This window comes from Clostridium tetani, assembly GCF_900167265.1.
GTDB lineage: Bacteria > Bacillota > Clostridia > Clostridiales > Clostridiaceae > Clostridium_G > Clostridium_G tetani.
Genome location: NZ_FUWT01000014.1, coordinates 1 through 19704 on the forward strand (window position 1 = coordinate 1; position 19704 = coordinate 19704).

A 19704-nucleotide genomic window follows, 5' to 3' on the forward strand; every position below is an offset into this window, starting at 1 on the left:
AGGATATGTTAAAAGCTTATAAATATAGGATTTATCCAAATAAAGAATAAAAATTATATTTAGCTAAAACTTTTGGTTGCACTAGATTTATCTATAATAAGATGTTGGCTGATAGAATTGAATCCTATAAGGAAAATAAAGATTTAGACATTAAGCAAATTAAATATCCTACACCAGCACAATATAAAAAAGAGTTTGAATGGCTTAAAGAACTTGATAGTTTAGCTTTAGCTAATGCACAACTAAATTTAGATAAAGCATATAAAAACTTTTTCAGAGATAAATCTGTTGGGTTCCCTAAATTCAAGAAGAAAACTAATACTAATAGCTATACAACAAATAATCAGAATGGTACTGTATCCTTAGAAAATGGATATATAAAAGTTCCTAAATTAAAATCTAAGATTAAAGTAAAACAACATAGACAATTTACAGGATTAATCAAAAGTTGCACTATATCACAAGTACCAAGTGGAAAATATTATATATGAATTTTAGTTGATACAGAAAATTTTGTATTACCTAAAATTGATAAAAAAATAGGTATTGATATGGGATTGAAAGAATTTGCAATATGTTCTGATGGATATAGAGAACCTAATCCAAAACATCTTAGAAGGTCTGAAAAGAGATTGGGGAAACTTCAAAAAGATTTATCACGAAAACAAAAATGTAGTAACAATAGAAAAAAAGCAAGGTTAAAAGTTGCTAAACTACATGAGAAAATAGCTAATCAAAGAGCAGATTTCTTAAATAAGTTATCAATTAAACTAATTAGAGAAAACCAATCTATAGTCATTGAGGACTTGAAAGTTAAGAATATGCAACAAAATCATAAATTAGCTAAAGCTATAAGTGAAGCTAGTTGGTCAGAATTTAGACGGATGTTAGAATATAAAGCTAGTTGGTATGGTAGAAATATAATTATAGCACCTTCCAATTATGCTAGTAGTCAGTTATGTTCTGAATGCGGATATAAAAATGAAGATGTAAAAAATCTAGCACTTAGAGAATGGATATGTCCTAATTGTGGAGTACACCATGACAGAGATATAAATGCAAGTAAAAATCTACTGAAATTATTAGCTATATAATTTTGGTAATAAGCGAGGTTGGTTCGACCTTTTGAGCGTGGATAAACTTGCTACAGTAGTAGTATTGACCACGAAGCCCTCACTTCAACGGAGTAAGTGGGGGTGTAGTTCACAAGATTAAAACACTTATCTTTAAAAAGATAGGTGCTTTTTTATGGTGAATTATACAAGGATTAAAAATCATTTCCTTATAAATTCCTTATAATTAGGGTTTAGTATTTAATTGTAAGGAGGATGATATAAATGAACGAAATTATTTTAGAAACAAAAAGATTGTGTAAAACATTTAAAAAACAACAGGCGGTTAAGGAGGTTTCAATATCAGTTCAGAGAAATTCAATATATGGATTACTTGGACCAAATGGAGCAGGGAAATCAACATTATTGAAGATGATTATAGGAATGCTTAGACCAACTTCAGGTGAAGTTTTATTTGATGGACATAAATGGAGTAGAAAGGATCTTATCAAAATTGGTTCTTTAATAGAGTCAGCACCTTTGTATGAAAATTTAACAGCAAAAGAAAATTTAAAGGTTAGAACTACAGTACTTGGATTACCAGATTCAAGAATAGATGAGGTATTAAGTATAGTAGAACTTGAAGACACAGGAAAAAAGAGAGCAGGACAATTTTCTATGGGGATGAAACAAAGATTAGGAATTGCAATTGCACTTTTAAACAATCCAAAACTTTTAATTTTAGATGAACCAACTAATGGACTTGATCCTTTTGGAATACAAGAATTAAGAGAACTTATACGTTCTTTTCCAAGCAAAGGCATTACGGTGATATTATCAAGTCATATACTAAGTGAAGTAGAACAGATTGCTGATCATATTGGAATTATATCAGGTGGAGTTCTTGGATATGAAGGAGAATTAAAAAAAGGAGAAGATTTAGAAAAATTATTTATGAGTATTGCGGGAAAATATAGGAGGGAGAAGTAATTATGGTTGAATACTTTATTTCAGAAAATATGAAGATAAAGCGTAAATTTGTAAAAAGATTAGTATGGATAGCCCCAATAATGGTGATTCTCCTTTCAGTTTTTTTAACATCAAATTATTTTCAAGTGTGTATTTATAACTGGTGGTATACTTTCATTCTTTCAGGGGTTATTGCTATAGAGGGATGTTTTTTATATAAGATAGATGGGGCTATGAAAAATAAATCAGTAATGGCATTGCCTGTAGATTTAAAAAAAGTGTGGATTGCTAAAATATTAGTGGCAGTAAAAAATATAGCGATTTCTTGTATGATTATTTTTATAACAGGTCAGTTAAGTGTATTTGTTATTCCAATCAGAAGTGAATCTAACATTTTAATGTTAAGCGGATTTATAGGTATTTTAGTTATAATTATTACATCAATTTGGGAGATTCCACTATGGTTTTTTCTAGGAAATAAAATAGGAATGTTTCCAACTATTATACTAAGTTTAGCCACAAATATATTTTCTATAGTTGTAGCAGTGAGAAAATTTTGGTGGATTAATCCTTTTTCATATACATCTAGACTTATGTGTCCTATATTAAGAATTCTTCCAAATGGACTTTTAGCAAAGGAAGGTAGTGCAACATTCACACCAGAACTTTTAAACACATCATCAATACCATTTGGAATTGGAGTTTCTATAGTGTTATTTATAGTAATTACTTATTTAACAGCTAAATGGTATGAAAGACAGGAGGTAAAATAATGAAGATTTTACGCCTTATGAAGGCAGATTTTATAAAAATGAAACATACTTCATTTTATTGGATTCATATTTGTTTGCCAGTTGTAGGAATTGTCATGTTCTTAGGGTATTATTCATTTTCAATTTTGGGAAGTATAGGTAAGGTAAATGGTTATTTAGATGCATTATCATTAGTATTTCCAGTGTTAATTGGAATTATATGTTCAACTGTAATAGAACAGGAAGTAATGGCAGGAAAATTTAAAGAAATGTTATCAATAGAATATGGAAAGGGAATATGCCTTTTAAGCAAGATATTAGTTGTACTTGTTATGGGTTTTTTTTCACTTAGCTTAGCTGTAGGTGGATTTTTTATTGGATTTGAATATGTTTTAAAGCAAAATATACTGCCTTTTAAGTTTTATGTTATTTTAACTTTATTAATATTTGTATCACAGATATTTATATATTTATTTCATTTGTGGTTAAGCATTAAGTTTGGAAGTGGAGCATCTATAGGAATGGGCATATTTGAAAGTTTGTTTTCAGCATTAATTATTACAGGACTTGGTGATGGAATATGGCAATGGATTCCTTGTGCATGGTCCGTTAGATTTTGTAATAATTTTTTTATAAAAGATACTAACTCTGTAGACACATTCAATAAGTTAGCTGATTTTAATATAGGACTTTCTGTGAATAGAATAGGGTTTAGAAATTGTATCATTTATACTATTATTTTAGGAATTGTATTTGGAATATGGTTTAACTTTTTTGAAGGTAGAAAAAGTGAATAATAAACAATGGGATTTGATGGTGATATAACGTATAATGGATTTGGGGAGGGATTAAAATGGCATGCATTTTAGCTATAGATGATGAAGAAGGAATATTAACTATTATAAAAAGCGCCTTAGAAAAAGAAGGACATAATGTAACTACAGTTTCTAATCCCACATGTCTTTTAAAAGATAAATATTTAAAATATGATTTAATTTTACTTGATGTAATGATGCCAGAAATAGATGGTTTTTCTCTTTGTAAGGAAATACGTAATTTAGTTGATTGTCCAATAATATTTTTGACAGCTAAGACTATGGAACAAGATATTGTAATGGGATTAAGTTTGGGAGGGGACGATTATATATCTAAGCCTTTTGGCATTAGTGAACTAAGAGCAAGAGTAGCGGCACATCTAAGACGTGAACATAGAGAAAAACAAAATGCTTTTTCTATATCCAATGTGAAATTTAATATAACTTCAAAAGAGGCATATTATAATGAAAAGTTAATACCTTTTACAAAAAGCGAGTATAATATATGTGAATATTTAGCTATGAATCATGGTCAAGTATTTTCTAAAGATAGAATATATGAAAAAGTATATGGTACTTATGGAAATAGTGATACCACAGCAATTGTAGAACATATTAAAAACATACGAAATAAGTTAAAAAATATGGGGATAAATCCAATAGAAACAGTTTGGGGGATAGGGTATAAGTGGAAAGAATAAAGAAACAGAAAAGTATTTCTAAAATTTTTGCAATATATGTGGTTTTGTTTTGTATAGTTACAATTATTGTGGGAGTAATTAATTTAAGTTTATTTATGATTGGTTTAAATAAAGGTTTTATATTACCAGCAAATTATTATGAACGACGAATTGAAAATCAAAGAAGTGAAATAGCTAAAGCTAAAGATGTAAAGAAATTAATACCTGAAGAATGTAAGTATGCAGTTTATGATTTAAATGGAAAAGTCCTTCAAGGAAATGTTTCACAAGATAAAGCTGTAGGTATGTGGAATATTGTGAAAAGTAATAAAATAAGCAATGGAAGGTATTTTTATAAGATTATTCAAAGGTATAATGGAATTTGTGTTGTGGAATATAGAATTAATGTAAGTTTTAAAAATCCAACTTTAAGAAAATATATTAAAACTCCTGAAGTTACTTTTGAGTTATTATTACTTGGTTTATTTATTTTTGAAATTTTAATTTTTTCAAGGTCTTTTAATAAGAGGTTAAAAAAGGAAATAAAAATTTTAAAGGATACTACAGAAAATATACAAATGGAAAACTTAGAGTTTAAAGTAAAATACTCTAATATAGTAGAAATAAATGATGTAATTAATGCATTAGATAAGATGAAAACTAAGCTCAGTGAGTCATTAACTAAGCAGTGGGATATGGAAGAAACTCGCAAGGAACAAATAGGAGCGTTGGCTCATGATATAAAAACACCTCTAACAATAATCAGAGGAAATTCAGAACTTTTAAAAGAATCAGATTTAAATGATGAGCAGACTAAATTTAATGATGATATTTTAAATGAAATTAAAAATATGGAATTTTATATTAAATCTTTAATAGAAATTACAAGGTCAGAAAAAGAACCTGCAATAGAAAAAAAGCAAGTAAACTTAATAAAATTTATAGATAATATAATGAAGACAGGACATTTGATTAGTAAAAATAAGAATTTAAGCTTTAAAAGTAGAATTAAAAATATTCCAGAATTTATTTTTATAGATGAAATAGCACTGAAACGAGTTATAAATAATATTATTTCAAATTCTGTTGATTATTCTTTAGAAAATGGAGAAATATTATTAACTGTTGATTCTGATGATAAAAATATACAATTTATAATTGAAGATTCAGGAAAAGGATTTACAAAAGAAGAAATAAGTTTTGCAACAAAGCAGTTTTTTCAAGGAGATAAAAGTAGAAATTCAAAAAATCATTATGGAATGGGATTATATATTGCAGAAAAAATTATAGAAAAACATAATGGAAGTATAATTCTAGAGAACTCCAAATTACTTAAAGGTGCAAAGGTTATATTGAATTTACCAAATAGTTAAAGAACAACTAGGAGAAGAAGGATTAAAGAAAGCGCTTATTATTGTAGTAGGTAAAAAGAATATTTATACTGAAGTAGAGTAACTTTATTATACTTAAATAATACCACAAACATAAATTGTTAGTAAAAACTAATGTTACCATGATTGTTATATTGGGAGTAGCATTAGTTTTTTATTTTTTATTGAAACTAAAAATTCCATAAAGGTTTATTCACTTTTAGAATTATGATATAGAGAACCGCACCATAAATAAATGAGGTTTTGCTAAAATTAGATAATTAAAAATAAAAGATAATTTGTAGAATATAAAGTTCCTCTACCATAAGTTATAGTGTGGTTGAGGAATTTTTTTATTTGAATGATTTACCAAATAATTTATGTGAGATATAATTATATATAGTAATTACTAATCAATTCATAGAAAATGTAAATTAATAGTGGTAAAACTAATTATTAAATAGTAATTTATCAAGTTGTTTATAAATAATGAAACCTAAAATCATAATTTTACGCTTGAAAATATCACCATCCGTTTGCCGTTGGGGTTTATCATGAGGCTGATAAGCCCCAATGGTTCAGGCAACTGTCAACAGCTATATAATAGCGACGTTTTTACAGGCAGACAGTAAACTTAACTGTCCTTGACTTACCAACAACTTATGGCGGCTGCAAAATTGAAAAGATGATTTTTGTTCCCCCTGCGGTTTCTTATGCTCACAATATTATTGCTGTTTTGACTGTGAATGAGAAAATGGCTCTTACATATCATAGCATGGAGAATGGCAACGGTGCAGACAAAAATTTCTTTGATAGAGGTATTAAAAACCTCATATTGTAGGCAGACGCAAAGATGCAGAACTTAAAAGAGAAAAATGAAATAACAGCAAGTAAAATCAAGCAATAATCTCTCCATTTCTTTATAATAAATGTAGGACGGTTGAAATGAGGTGAACAGACAAATGTACGAGTGGCAGAAGCAAATTCAAATAATCGTTGATGAAATTGACAAATGTATTAAAAATTATAATGATGAAGCCTTAACACTACGCTTTCTTTCTCACAGGCTGGGTTATTCCAAATTTTATACAACGAGAAAATTCAAAGAAATATCGGGTATGCAATTTAGGGATTATCTGCGGCATAGAAAATTAGCCTTTGCACTAAAAGAGGTTCGGGATAGTGAAAAAAGCATTTTGGATATTGCCGTTGATTATGGTTTTTCATCACATGAAGCTTTTACCAGAGCTTTCAAGGGAACATATGGTGTAGCTCCAAGTGAATACCGAAAAAAGCCTAATCCTGTCGTTCTTCGTACAAAAATAAACCCTTTTGACCGCTACTTTTTAGGATTGGGAGAGATTGGTATGATGAAATCTACAGATGATATTAAAATTTATTTTGTAACCATTCCCGCACATAAATTTTTGCACATTAAAAACTATGAGAGTAATGGGTATTGGGATTTTTGGCAAAAGCAAAGTCTTATTCCGGGACAGGACTGCGAAACAATTTGCGGTTTACTCGATAGTATCAAGGGCAAATTGGATGATGATGGTGGGAGCGAATCTAATAGCGGCAGCGGTCAGATTATGGCGTACATTAATGATCCGGACGGCAGACTCTGTGATTGGGGTATTCCACGTACAGAGTGTTATGGTGTACGTCTTCCTTTTGATTATAAAGGCGAAGTACCACCACAAATGCTTATGATTGATGTTCCCGAAGCCGAGTATATTGTTTTTGAACATGGGCCATTCGATTATGAGCAGGAAAATCGTAGTGTGGAGGAAAAGATTGAAAAGGCAATGGCAACTTTTGATTTTGCAGGCACTGGTTACTGCTTTGATACTTCCCCCGGTAGAATAATTTATTTTTATTTTAATCCGGAACGGTTTTTTAAGTATATCAGACCAGTGCGGAGGTAAATAAAATCGACTGCCTATCTACTATTATTTCTAACGAGAAAACCAAACAGGAAATAACAAATTCCAATTTTAATCTAAGTAATATAAATTAGGAATTTAGAGATGGGATTATTTAAAGTCAGAATCACTTGATTAAATTATGAAATACAAATTTGAGGAGATTATAATATGAAGATACATGAAAAAAATAGGGAAAGATTAGAGCAATTAAAAGTAGACTGCTCAAAATGCAGTGGTTTATGTTGTACAGCATTATTTTTTTCAAAAATAGATGGTTTTCCAGAGAATAAAAAAGCAGGTAAACCTTGTACAAAACTACAAAATAATTATCGTTGTAGAATTCATCATGAATTGGAAGAACGTAATATGAAAGGTTGCATAGGATATGATTGCTTTGGGGCAGGACAGCATGTAACACAATGTATTTATAAAGGTGAGACATGGAAAACCTCACAAGAGCAATCAAAAGAAATATTTGATGTCTTTGTGATTATTTTTCAATTATATCAAATACGTTACTTTTTAGAAGAAGCAAAAATAATAATTCCAACAAAAGAATTATGGAGTGATATTCAAAATTTGATTAATGAAAATGAAGACCTATGTAATTCTACGCCACAAATTATACTTGATATTGATATTGAGAGTTATAGAAACAAAGTTAATGTCATATTAAAGAAGATCTGTGATTCTATTATAAAGTGTTTTAAGAATAGTGATAATAAGAGGGTAACAGAGTTCTTAGGAAGAAATTTAAAAAAAAGAGATATGAGTGGATTAGACTTGAGCATGAAATTATTAATTGCAACTAATTTTGATAGTTGTATATTTGATGGAACAGTTTTTTTAGGGGCAGATACAAGGGATACAAATTTTAGTAATGCTGATTTAAGAGAGGCTATTTTCTTAACACAAGGACAAATTAATTCTGCTAAAGGAAATAGAAATACGAAACTACCAAAACATTTGGATTATCCAGTAACATGGAAATATGTTAAACAAGGAAGATACAGTAATTCAAATTTTAGCTGAAGAAGCGCTTCAAAAAGGTTATCAAGTATTAAGCTTTGATTTACCAAAGCATGGCGAAGGAAAAAGTGATAATACTCTGGTTAAAAGAAGTTGATAGTTTAGCTTTAGCAAATGCTCAACTAAATTTATTATAATATCTTATTTTAATGATATAATATAGACAAATGAAATAAAACTAGGAGTGTGAATAAAGTTATGAAAAGAATACTCTATGGTATTTCCAATTTTGAAGTTTTAAGGAAGAAAAATTATCTTTATGTAGATAAAACATCATATATAGAACTTTTAGATAGATATGCTCCTTATCAGTTTTTTATAAGACCTAGAAGGTTTGGAAAAAGTTTATTTATATCCACATTAGAAAATTACTATGATATAAATAAGAAGGATAAATTTAAAGAGTTATTTGGAGATTTATATATAGGTAAAAATCCTACAGAAGATAGAAATAAGTTCCTTGTCTGGAAAATAAGTTTTGCAGGAGTAGATGCAGGTCATGGGGAAGGAGAATCAAGAAATAGTTTTAATTGAAATCAGATATGTCCATGTACTTTTTAGATAATTATCTAGCATACAATGAATACCCAGCAGAAATGATAGATAATAATGTAAAAACTGATTACGGAAAAGTCAATCAGTTAGCTTATAATTTTAATGATAGAGAATCACTAGAAGAGATAATGACCACAGAACAAACCTTTACTATGTTAGTGGATAGATTTAATATTCATACTATATATAGTGTGAATATTAAATCTTTATTATTTTACCTTGGAATGCTTACAATAAAAGAGCAAGGATCTTTAGGCACAGTACTTAAAGTACCTAATTACGTGATAAAAACAATTTATTGAGAGCAGTATTTTCTTACGTTTATGAAGGATTATAGGTGCTTTGTTTTTGTATGTTGAGAAGAAATGTATTCTATTAATATTCTTATATGGTATAATTAGGAATATATTAAAACTAATTATATAATAAATAATAGTGGGGGGAAGTTATGGATCAGTTAAATGATGTAGTAGTTTCTATAAGAGATTTAAAAATGAGTTACGGAAGTAAAGAGGTATTAAAAGGAATAAATTTAGATGTAAAGAAAGGGGAAATCATTGGATATATAGGCCCTAATGGTGCTGGAAAAAGTACTACTGTAAAGATAATGCTTGGTTTAGTTAAAGGGTATGAAGGTGAGGTAAAAATATTTGGAAATAATATATCAAATGACAATGTAGAATATAAACGCAAAATAGGCTATGTGCCTGAAAATGGAGAAATATATGACAATTTAACAGCTTATGAATACGTAACCTTTTTAGGTGAAATATATGACATGGAATTAGAAGAAATAAATAATAAAGCAAAAAAACTTATGAGTCTTTTTGGCATAGAAAAATCATATCACTCAAGAATATCTTCTTATTCAAAGGGGATGAGACAAAAACTTTTGATAATATCAAGCCTTATTCACAATCCTGATATCTTATTTTTAGATGAGCCTTTAAGTGGACTTGATGCAAATAGTGTGCTTGTTTTTAAAGAGGTGCTTTCAAAATTAGCCTCAGAAGGAAAAACTATATTTTATTCATCTCACATAATGGAAGTTGTTGAGAAAATAAGTAGTAGAATAATATTATTAAACAATGGACAAATTGCAGCTGATGATACTTTTGAAGAGTTAAAGAAAAAGAATATGGAAGGCTCTCTTGAACAAATTTTTAATCAAATAACCGGATTTACAAAGCATGAAGAGATTGCAAATGAATTTATCTCCATACTAAAGGAGGTATAGAAATGGAAGATTTTAAAATATTGAAGTTTGTTGATAAATTTAAATTTATATATGAGAAACTTGGTGTCAATTATTCTTCCATGAGAACAATACTTAAATTAAAGCTTTTAATGGATAGTAGAAGAGTTCCAACAATATATAAAGATAGGGAAAATGAGGACAAAAAGAATACTCTTAAAAAATCACTGCTTTTATATGGATTAATGGGAGTGTTTCTTATGGTTTTTATTTTTATTCCATCGCCTATGGTTGTAAAAATGAGTATAAATATAGGTGCCATAATGTTTTTAATCATGAGTACCATGATCGCAGATTTTTCTTCTGTACTTTTGGATATCCGTGATAAGAATATATTAAATACTAAACCATTAGATCCCAAAACAATAAATGCAGCTAGGACTACTCATATATTAATTTATATTACATCTATTTCCGGGGCAATTGCAGGGCCAACCTTAATAGGGGGACTTATTAAATATAAATTTAAGTTTTTTATAATTTTCTTTTTTCAAATAATATTGCTTTCATTTTTTACAATCTTCATAACTTCCATATTGTATTATTTTATATTAAAAATTTTTGATGGAGAAAAGCTTAAAGATATAATAAATTATTTTCAAATAGTGCTATCAATAGTGCTTGCTATAGGATATCAAATTATACCAAGAGTATTTGATTTTACTGGTATAAATATGAATTTTAAAATTAAATGGTGGAGTTATTTAGTTCCACCAGTATGGTTTGCAGCGCCATATAGCTTAATAATGGAACATAATACAGGAAGAGAGTATGTGCTGCTAAGCATAATGTGCGTGGCTATACCAATTATAATTTTTGGTGTATACTATAAATTTATTGTGCCTTATTTTGAAGAAAATTTGCAAAAACTTGATAGTAGTATAAGTAAAAAAGGAAGCTTTGAAGAAACTAAAGGGGTAAGGCATAAAAGATATGCATCTATTTTTTGTAGAGATAAAATAGAAAATGTATTTTTTCGTTTTTCAAGAAACATGATATCTACAGAAAGAAAGTTGAAGCTAAAATTGTATCCTACTTTGGCTTTTGCTGTGATTTTTCCTTTCATAATATTTATAGGCTTTTTTTCAAAAAATGAATCAGTTTCACAGGCATTTAATGAATTTTCAAAAGGAAATTATTATTTTTCAATTTATTTATCAATACTTATGTTGACAGCAAGTATAGAGCTTTTAAGTCAAAGTGAAAAATATAAGGGAGCATGGATATACAAGGTTTTACCTATAGATAAGCCAGGGAAAATACAAAAAGGAGTTTTAAAAGGATTTATATTAAGATACATTTTCCCAGTATTTTGTAGTATTTGTATTGTTTTCTTAATAATATGTGGATTAAGAATATTACCAGATATAATAGTAATGTTTTTGAGTATGCTGATTCTAATAGTTGTTATGCAAAGCTTATATAAAAAAGAATTGCCTTTTTATAAGGATTTCCAAAGTAATGGAGGAAATTCTATTATTACATTTGTAGTTTCCGCAGGCCTTACAGGAATCTTTTTTGGATTGCATAAATTAATTAGAAGTTTGATAGAATATAATTTTGCTATTTATATATACATGGGAATTTTGATTATAATTAATATAATCTTATGGAAAATAATATTTAATATAAGTTGGAAGCAAGTTCAACTGGAGGATGCACGAGAATCTCAGAAAGTATAAATAAAAAGAAAAAGTGCTACTCTTTACTGGATGGAGCACTTTTTTTTCCTTTTAACTTATATATCAACACCAAGGAATCTAATACTGATTTTTAAATAATGTATAAAAACTAATGTTACCATGATTGTTATATTGGGAGTAGCATTAGTTTTTTATTATTTATTGAAACTAAAAATCCCATAAAGATTTATTCACTTTTTTAAAATCATTAAGAGATTTTAAATATTCAACTAAAGGAGCATAATTTCCCATTGAACATTTTGAAAGGGATTTTCTATATAAATCTTCTGTATCCCAAGATATTATAAATAAAGGCAAGTTATTTTCTAACAACTGCTTTAACATTAAAAACCTACCTATCCAGACATTACCATCTTGGAAGGGATGAATCATTTCAAATCTAAAATGGAATTCTGTTATAGTATCCAAGGTTACCACTTTATTTGTATAGTAGCAGGATATAAGCTCTTCCAATTTATATTCTACTTCATAAGGTTGAGACAATTTAGGATTAGTTCCCAAAATAGTATTAGGTATTTTTTTAAATACGCCAGAAAATCCACGTTCATAATCTGTTGTATTATACTTCAACATGCTATGTAAATATTTCAAATGTCTTATATCTATATTTTCACCAATGGTATCTATAATATAATCAAATACATAGGATGAGTTTACAGTTTCTTGAACATCATCCAAGGTATATTTACCTTCAACTATATTTTTATCCAATAATAATGCAAGAGATTCTGTAGTAAAAGTACTACCTTCTATTTTATTTGAATGATATAAAAACTCGTGTCTAAATTTATAATAGATTGAGTTTTTTACATTCTTAGCTATCTTTATATTTTCTATAAACAGAGTTCTTGGCTTCAGAAGGAGTTTTTACTCCCACTTTAAAGAAGATGGGAGTACTAGAGCGGGTAGTCATCGGATAAATTTATCCAATTTAATTCCCTCCTCGCATTTATTGCTTACATTATATATTAATAAAAAAACAACTGCAAATTTTTTATATGGTATATAAATTTTAAAGGCTGAACATATGCAAGGTAGGTATAAAAGCCTATGGTAGAATTATTTATATTTGAAATATATGTTACTTATATGGTTAAATATGTTATATTATAGTTATATGAGTAAAATTATGGTGGAATAAAGGGAAGGGATGTTTATGGTGGTAGGTTAAAATGTAGTATAAGTGAGTGATTATCTTAAGAATATTACTATAGAGGATGTTAGACAAATAAAAATAGATGATTTAGAAAATATAGCTAAATATATAATTAATTCATCAGGTTTTTTAGAAGAATTAAATAAAGATAGTGAATTTAATAATAGTGATTGGTTTAAAAAAATAGAGGATAATTTTAAGAAAACAACATTAAAAATTAAAAATAATATAAACTTAGTGCATACAGATATGAACAACGTGTCAAAAAAATTATTACTCCTTTAAATAATGTATATTCACAAGTTGAGGACGTGGGAAAAATTTATTCGTAATATTTAAATAGAATAAATAAATATCAAAGTTTGGTAATTCCAGGTATGAAATCACTTATAGGATTATCAGGGCAAATAGCACAAAAAATCAATACCATAGATAATATTACTAAATTCAATTTAGACGGTATTCAAAATAATATGAAGCAATTAGCAGTAGCATCAAATGTTTATCGTAATATTGCTGTAGAAACAACAATGCAGTTACAAAAAAAATTAGAACCTTTAAGAGCTGTTTCAAAGTGTGGATTATTAGATGTTCAAAAGAAAGTTCAAAAAATTGGACTTCAAATGGGACTTGCTTCACAAGCAGTACAATCATATAGCTTTAAATATGATAAAATAATATCTAATATAAATACCCCAAGAGAAGCACTAATAACTAATAATATACAGGGAATTAGGTCTGTGTTAACGGAGGCACAAGCTGGTAGTAGGCTATTAGAGAGTCAGTTAAAAGGAATAAAACAATTTTTAAGTTCAACAACAAAATTTATATATAGAGATAAATTAATACATTTTGATAGCTTAAATGAGAATATTTTAAAATGAATAAGACCTTTTATTACAGACGTTAGTTCCAATTATTGAAGGTGTTATACGTGAATTTATGTTAAATAAATACAAGATGGTTAATGTGAGATTTTATCCAATTTATAATAAATTTAAAAATAAGGTTGATGAATTAAATAATTTCATTACCACATATGTGATTGTCTGCATAGATAAGCTATATTGTAGATTTAATCCTGTTAATCCAAATCAAGTTAGTGATTTTAGTAGGCATAAAATTTCTCATGGATTAGCAACTAAATATGGGTCACAAGCCAATTCTTTAAGAGCGATATTATTTTTAGATGAAATATTTGAAATAATATCATCCATACAAAGTTTGGAATTAAAAGAAAAGTTTAATGCATTGAAATATATCTTAATTATATAATAAAAATATAAATGCGTGAATTTAAATTTGAATAGGAGGAGTATTCAGAGTGCAAGTTATAGCATTACTTAGAGGTGTGATGCCGACTGGGAAAAATAGAATACCTAAAATGACATGTTTAGTTGAAATACTAAAAAAATGCAGGCTTTGAACATGTACAAACATATATTCAAAGTGGGAATATATTATTGGAAACCAATTTATCATATTTGGAAACAGTGACTAAGATACATAATATTATATTTCAAGAAATAGGTGTTGAATTATCAGCCATCATAAAAACAAAAGAAGAAATTGCAATTGAAGAAAATCCATTTGATGATTCTTATGATTTTTCAAGAATTCATTTGGTTTTTACCAATAATCAAATAGATAATATAAAAGTTAAAAAGTTAAAAGAGACTGTTTTTGAAGGTGAAATTTTTAGTGCTGGTAACGAGTGCTTTTATATGTACTTGCCCAGATATGCTACAAAGAAAAGACTGAATAATAATTATTTGGAAATACAAATGGATATCATTGCAACAACAATAAAATTAAGTGTAGTTAAAAGATTATATGATATGTTGGATTGTTAATTTTAATGCTAACTGTTAGGTTATGAACATAATACAAATTGTCAAATAGTAATTTGATGTACAGGTTATTAATAATCTTTCAGACAAGACAAAACATAACACAAAAAGTCGGGAACAATCGCTTGAAAAAAGATAAGATATATGTACAGACAGGGGTGATGATTATGGAGTGGATTGAAGGAATCGATGAAGTTATCAACTATATTGAGGAGAATATTACTGAAGAAATCACAATAAAAAATATTGCAAAAAAAACATTTATGTCTCCGTTCTATTTCCAAAAAGGCTTTGCAATGCTTTGTGGTTTTACGGTCGGAGAGTACATCAGACAACGCAGGCTTACCCTTGCGGGCAGTGAGCTTGTTTCTACTGATGAAAAAATCATTGATATTGCACTGAAATATGGCTATGCCTCACCAGATAGCTTCACAAAAGCTTTTACTCGATTTCATGGTGTAACACCTACTGCTGTTCGAAAAGATGGAGCAATGATTAAATCTTTTGCTCCACTGAAAATCAAATTTTTATTGGAAGGCGGTTATATTATGGATTACAAAATTGTTAAAAAAGATTCGTTTACTATCATTGGAGTATCAAAGGTGTTTAAATATGATAGTGCAGCTACAGAAATTCCACAGTTTTGGACAGAACATTATCAAACAGGAAAAGAAAAATTTGTATGCGGAATGTACGGAGTATGCATAGATGAGAGCATGGGTTCAGATGAGTTTGAATATTTGATTGCAGACAATTATAATCCGTCCATAGAAATACCTAATGGTTTTGTTACAAAGATTATTCCTAAACACACGTGGGCTGTTTTTGCTTGCAAAGGTGCAATGCCGAAATCTCTGCAAGATGGGAATAGAAAAATCTTTTCAGAATGGTTACCTAATTGCAAGGATTATGAAATCGCAGCAGGTTATTATATTGAAATGTACACTAATGTAGCTGATTATCCACAAGGTATTCAAGATGAAAACTACTATAGTGAAATTTGGATTCCTGTTAAGAAAAAGTAATTACGTAAAATAGGATAAATTGGAGTTCATCAAATTTCCAATTTGAAGAGTAGAAGTAACATAATTTTAGTTTAAAGGATAGCGTATCCTTCTTAAGCTATAATATTAATTTAAGGCAAAAGGGTCTTATCATGAGACTCTTTAAATTTTTATAAATAAGAAATTATCTATATATTAATAGCTTTAAATCCATAATTCCTACCAATATTCTAATCTTTATATAAATATTCCAAAAGAATCCTATCAAATTCATTAAAAACACCAGATGCTTAAGCAAAATTAAAAGCATTAAATATAATAGAAATGATTAAGAGGAATATTAGTTAAAAATTTTTTTACCTACCGCCTTTCATATTGAAGATTCTTCCAAAGTGTCCCTTTCCAAGGTTTCAGTTGGTTTATATATGTGTTTTATGGGTTAAGTTGTGTTAATGGTGCTTAAAATATGTACAGTTATAGGAAATAATGGTATTATATTTGTGAAGAGTAGTACAGAATAATAAAAACTTTGAATTAAGATTATTTATATAATCAACAGATAAATAGTAATTTGCAGTTAACATACTTTATATAGAATTAACTGAGAAAGGAGGATTTTATTATGAAAAACAAGAAAAATAAAGAACTTTTATGGAGGGGTTTACCTCTATAAATTATGGAGGAAATAAAACAATGGAAAGTAAACAAGAGATAATAAACCTTTTAAATACATCAAATTTGGAGTATGAAGTAATTTCACATGAAGCAGTTTTTACAATTGACGAAATGCTTGCTTTGAATCTCCCTAAAGCCAAGTTTGTGGCTAAAAATTTATTTGTTCGTGATGATAAAAAACGAAATTATTTTTTATTTGTAGTGCGAGAAGAAAAAATGGTTAATTTAAAGCAAATAAGAGAAAGAATTAACTCGTGCCCGCTTAGTTTTGCTTCTGAAAGTGATTTGTATCAGTATTTAAGTTTACCTAAAGGTGCTGTAACACCATTCGGTGTCATTAATGATAAAACACATAACGTAAAAGTATATATTGATGCTGACTTTAAACATTCACTTATCGGCGTTCATCCAAATGAAAATACCGCTACTGTTTGGTTAAAAACAAAAGATTTGGTTGACTTAATAAAACAACATGGAAATCAAGTAGAATACATTGATTTTTAATTTTGATATTTGTTAAATTCCAATTTACCTATTAGTTAAAAATTTTTAACTAGAAAAATTAAATTAACCAATAGTTAATTTTTATGAATAAAACATGAAAATCCTTCAATTGTTTAAAGTATATAGCTTTGATATCATTTAATTAATCGAGTTCGAACTTAATTAAATGTAAAATAAATGGAGGATTTAATCTTATGAAAATAAGTGGGGTTATTAGAAATTATAGAAAAAAGGAAAATCTTACTCAAGAGCAAGTTGCTAATTATTTAAATATAAGTGCACCAGCGGTGAATAAGTGGGAAAATGGGATATCATATCCAGATATAACGCTATTAGCACCTCTTGCACGTGTTTTAAAAATAGATGTTAATACTTTATTAGCATTTAATGAGGAATTAACAGATGCAGAAGTAAACAATTTTACAAAAGAGATTAGTGAAATAATATCAAAAGATGGGTATGAAAAGGCTTTTAAAAAGGGCAGTGATTTAATTAAGAACTATCCAAGCTGTGATAAGTTAATATTTAATATATCATCGGTATTAAGGGTACATATAGTTGTATCTGAAGTTCAACAAAAAGATAAATATGAAAGAAAAATTATTGATTGGCTTCAACTTGTAGCAGCAAGCGGAAAAGAAAAGATAGCTTTTAACGCAAAATTATTATTATCAGCAATTTATAGAGAGAAAAAAGAGTATGAAAAAGCTCAAGAAATGATAGATAAGATTCCAGAATTATACACTGCCAAAAAATTTCAACAGGCATTATTATTTGAAAGTAGCGGAGAACTTCTTGAGGCTTACTGTATTTATGAAGGTATATTATTAAAAAATGCTAATGAAATCTATGGTGTTTTATCTCTTATAATAGAAATGTTATTGAAAGAAAATAAATTTAGTGAAGCAGAAGAATATTCAGAACGTGCTAAAAAACTTGTGGAACTATTTGATTTAGGAACATACAATAAACATGTATTAGATTTATCTTTAGCAAAAGAAAAACAGGATAAAGAAAAAACTATAGAAATAATTAGAAATATTATAAATGAAGCAAGTAACATTAATGATTTTATTAATTCAAAACTATATACACATATGGAATTTAATAAGAACAATAGTATGAATGAAGATGAATATAAAAAATTTATAAAAATGTCAATTAAAAAAGACAAAACACTTGATTTTGTCAAAAATGATTTTAGGATAAAAGTTCTGTTAGAATAATACCAAACTAAAGAGTTGAGCATACCTTTTTTCGATGAATAAAAACTATATAATTTTGTAATTTTTAAATAAAAAAATATAGATGTTTATTTTTTATAAAAATTTGATATAATATAAATAAGGATTGCTTAGTGTTCTAACACTAAGCAATCCTTGGAACATTTATTTTGTTTTAGGACTATTAGATAAAATTTACTATATGAGTTTAAGAGTTTAAAGCACTATTCTTGGTCGGATAATGCTTTTTGTTTTTGCCATTAAGTTCTATATGAATACTAAGAAATTTAATCTTGATAATTAACTTAGAAATAAAAAGATTATCATATAATATGTTTTTTTCTCGGTAAGGTATAGATAATACTAAACACTATTGATGAAATAAAACAACTAAAAATTATTAGTATAAGCATGGCTATTTTAAATTCACTATTAGTATTTATTGAAAAAATAATATTGCATATAGCAATCTAAAAATTAATCTATCAAGTATATTTATATCAAAATGTGCTATTCCAAATAATATTTCAGAAACAAAAATTGCTAGAATAATACCAAATCTTATTTTTAACCTATTTAGTATAACGCTTCTAAATATTAATTCTTCAACTATGGGCACTAAAGTTATGCCAAAAATAATATACATAGTAGGAGGAAGTTTTATAGAAGATTTGTATTCAATAAAAAAATAAAATCCTATTCCAATATTAATACCAATATTTAAAATATATAAATGAGCTATTTTTTTATAATTTATGTTTTTTATATAATTAATTATTTTACTTTTCTAAAATAGTTTCTTTAAAGGTCTTGTCCTTTAAAGAAATATTGTTAACAAAAGGTATTGCTATAATTGCAAAAGTCAATTGCACAAATATAAATTAGTATTATTTTTCTTATTTTTATTTTTGAAATAGATTATTTATTAAAATCACTTACCTATCCTAAATGTTTCTGCTTCTTTTTAACTCATTTTTGTATTTATTTTCTATATATTAGTTTACTATTAATTATTAATCCTCTATTAATTTAAACTTAATAACACTTATTAAACTTATAATAGACACCTTTACCATGTGAAAGAAATAAATATACCAAAATAGATATTAATAAATTATTAGATAGAAAAGATTATTGTATAATATATGTAAAGATAATAGCAACTAAAAATAGTCCAATTACAA

At 27.5% G+C, this 19704-nt stretch carries 19 protein-coding genes and 3 pseudogenes; 20 read left to right on the plus strand and 2 right to left on the minus strand.

What is annotated here, in order from left to right:
• Positions 1-5: 5 nt before the first annotated feature.
• The 12 genes and pseudogenes from tnpB to B5D21_RS10605 all read left to right on the plus strand — a co-directional run bounded on the left by tnpB (position 6) and on the right by B5D21_RS10605 (position 12087).
• Positions 6-1094 (plus strand): annotated as a pseudogene (gene tnpB / locus B5D21_RS13960) (IS200/IS605 family element RNA-guided endonuclease TnpB).
• Between the two features lie 243 nt (positions 1095-1337).
• Positions 1338-2042, plus strand: a complete 705-nt coding sequence (locus B5D21_RS10550) for a lantibiotic protection ABC transporter ATP-binding protein (protein ID WP_011098902.1) — start codon at positions 1338-1340, stop codon at positions 2040-2042.
• Between the two features lie 2 nt (positions 2043-2044).
• Positions 2045-2794, plus strand: coding sequence for a lantibiotic immunity ABC transporter MutE/EpiE family permease subunit (locus B5D21_RS10555; protein WP_011098903.1), 750 nt, complete (start codon positions 2045-2047; stop codon positions 2792-2794).
• Positions 2794-3570: a lantibiotic immunity ABC transporter MutG family permease subunit gene (locus tag B5D21_RS10560; RefSeq protein ID WP_011098904.1), complete on the plus strand. Its 777-nt coding sequence runs from the start codon at positions 2794-2796 to the stop codon at positions 3568-3570. Before B5D21_RS10555 ends, B5D21_RS10560 begins: the two co-directional genes overlap by 1 nt.
• 56 nt (positions 3571-3626) lie before the next feature.
• Complete coding sequence (locus B5D21_RS10565; protein WP_011098905.1) at positions 3627-4289, plus strand: response regulator transcription factor; 663 nt, start codon at positions 3627-3629, stop codon at positions 4287-4289.
• Complete coding sequence (locus tag B5D21_RS10570) at positions 4277-5641, plus strand: sensor histidine kinase (protein WP_011098906.1); 1365 nt, start codon at positions 4277-4279, stop codon at positions 5639-5641. The genes B5D21_RS10565 and B5D21_RS10570 overlap by 13 nt, the downstream gene beginning before the upstream one ends.
• Positions 5642-6600: 959 nt before the next feature.
• On the plus strand, positions 6601-7566 hold the full coding sequence (locus B5D21_RS10575; RefSeq protein WP_035110754.1) for a helix-turn-helix transcriptional regulator: 966 nt from the start codon (positions 6601-6603) through the stop codon (positions 7564-7566).
• 789 nt (positions 7567-8355) lie between these two features.
• Complete coding sequence (locus B5D21_RS14470) at positions 8356-8598, plus strand: pentapeptide repeat-containing protein (protein WP_338028208.1); 243 nt, start codon at positions 8356-8358, stop codon at positions 8596-8598.
• A pseudogene (locus B5D21_RS14280) lies at positions 8549-8671 on the plus strand (alpha/beta hydrolase); the annotation flags it as partial. The gene B5D21_RS14470 and the pseudogene B5D21_RS14280, both read left to right, overlap by 50 nt.
• A gap of 122 nt (positions 8672-8793) precedes the next feature.
• A pseudogene (locus tag B5D21_RS14285) lies at positions 8794-9449 on the plus strand (AAA family ATPase); the annotation flags it as partial.
• A gap of 149 nt (positions 9450-9598) precedes the next feature.
• Complete coding sequence (locus B5D21_RS10600) at positions 9599-10387, plus strand: ABC transporter ATP-binding protein (RefSeq protein ID WP_011098910.1); 789 nt, start codon at positions 9599-9601, stop codon at positions 10385-10387.
• 2 nt (positions 10388-10389) lie between these two features.
• Positions 10390-12087 carry a hypothetical protein gene (locus B5D21_RS10605; RefSeq protein ID WP_011098911.1) on the plus strand — a complete coding sequence of 566 codons (1698 nt, stop codon included), beginning with the start codon at positions 10390-10392 and terminating at the stop codon, positions 12085-12087.
• Positions 12088-12255: 168 nt separating this feature from the next.
• Here the strand turns inward: B5D21_RS10605 and B5D21_RS10610 are convergent, their stop codons facing one another.
• On the minus strand, positions 12256-12819 hold the full coding sequence (locus B5D21_RS10610) for a Fic family protein (protein ID WP_011098912.1): 564 nt from the start codon (positions 12817-12819) through the stop codon (positions 12256-12258).
• A 472-nt stretch (positions 12820-13291) separates the two neighbouring features.
• Between B5D21_RS10610 and B5D21_RS10615 the strand changes: the two genes are divergently transcribed.
• The 8 genes from B5D21_RS10615 to B5D21_RS10645 all read left to right on the plus strand — a co-directional run bounded on the left by B5D21_RS10615 (position 13292) and on the right by B5D21_RS10645 (position 18523).
• Positions 13292-13549, plus strand: a complete 258-nt coding sequence (locus B5D21_RS10615; protein ID WP_035124438.1) for a hypothetical protein — start codon at positions 13292-13294, stop codon at positions 13547-13549.
• A gap of 92 nt (positions 13550-13641) precedes the next feature.
• Positions 13642-14148 (plus strand): hypothetical protein, encoded by a 507-nt coding sequence (locus B5D21_RS10620; protein ID WP_023437473.1) that lies wholly within the window; start codon positions 13642-13644, stop codon positions 14146-14148.
• Between the two features lie 76 nt (positions 14149-14224).
• Entirely contained in the window at positions 14225-14539 is a 315-nt protein-coding gene (locus B5D21_RS10625; RefSeq protein WP_128993749.1) for a hypothetical protein, read from the plus strand.
• Between the two features lie 49 nt (positions 14540-14588).
• On the plus strand, positions 14589-14690 hold the full coding sequence (locus B5D21_RS14290) for a DUF1697 domain-containing protein (RefSeq protein ID WP_242842637.1): 102 nt from the start codon (positions 14589-14591) through the stop codon (positions 14688-14690).
• Positions 14691-14727: 37 nt separating this feature from the next.
• Positions 14728-15117, plus strand: a complete 390-nt coding sequence (locus tag B5D21_RS10630; RefSeq protein ID WP_011098914.1) for a DUF1697 domain-containing protein — start codon at positions 14728-14730, stop codon at positions 15115-15117.
• 164 nt (positions 15118-15281) lie between these two features.
• Positions 15282-16139: an AraC family transcriptional regulator gene (locus tag B5D21_RS10635; protein WP_023437476.1), complete on the plus strand. Its 858-nt coding sequence runs from the start codon at positions 15282-15284 to the stop codon at positions 16137-16139.
• Positions 16140-16811: 672 nt separating this feature from the next.
• Complete coding sequence (locus B5D21_RS10640; RefSeq protein WP_035110761.1) at positions 16812-17297, plus strand: prolyl-tRNA synthetase associated domain-containing protein; 486 nt, start codon at positions 16812-16814, stop codon at positions 17295-17297.
• Positions 17298-17491: 194 nt separating this feature from the next.
• Positions 17492-18523 (plus strand): helix-turn-helix domain-containing protein, encoded by a 1032-nt coding sequence (locus B5D21_RS10645; RefSeq protein ID WP_011098917.1) that lies wholly within the window; start codon positions 17492-17494, stop codon positions 18521-18523.
• 436 nt (positions 18524-18959) lie between these two features.
• On the opposite strand, the gene B5D21_RS10650 is transcribed toward B5D21_RS10645, so the two are convergent.
• On the minus strand, positions 18960-19166 hold the full coding sequence (locus B5D21_RS10650; protein ID WP_078688105.1) for a CPBP family intramembrane glutamic endopeptidase: 207 nt from the start codon (positions 19164-19166) through the stop codon (positions 18960-18962).
• Positions 19167-19704: the final 538 nt, after the last annotated feature.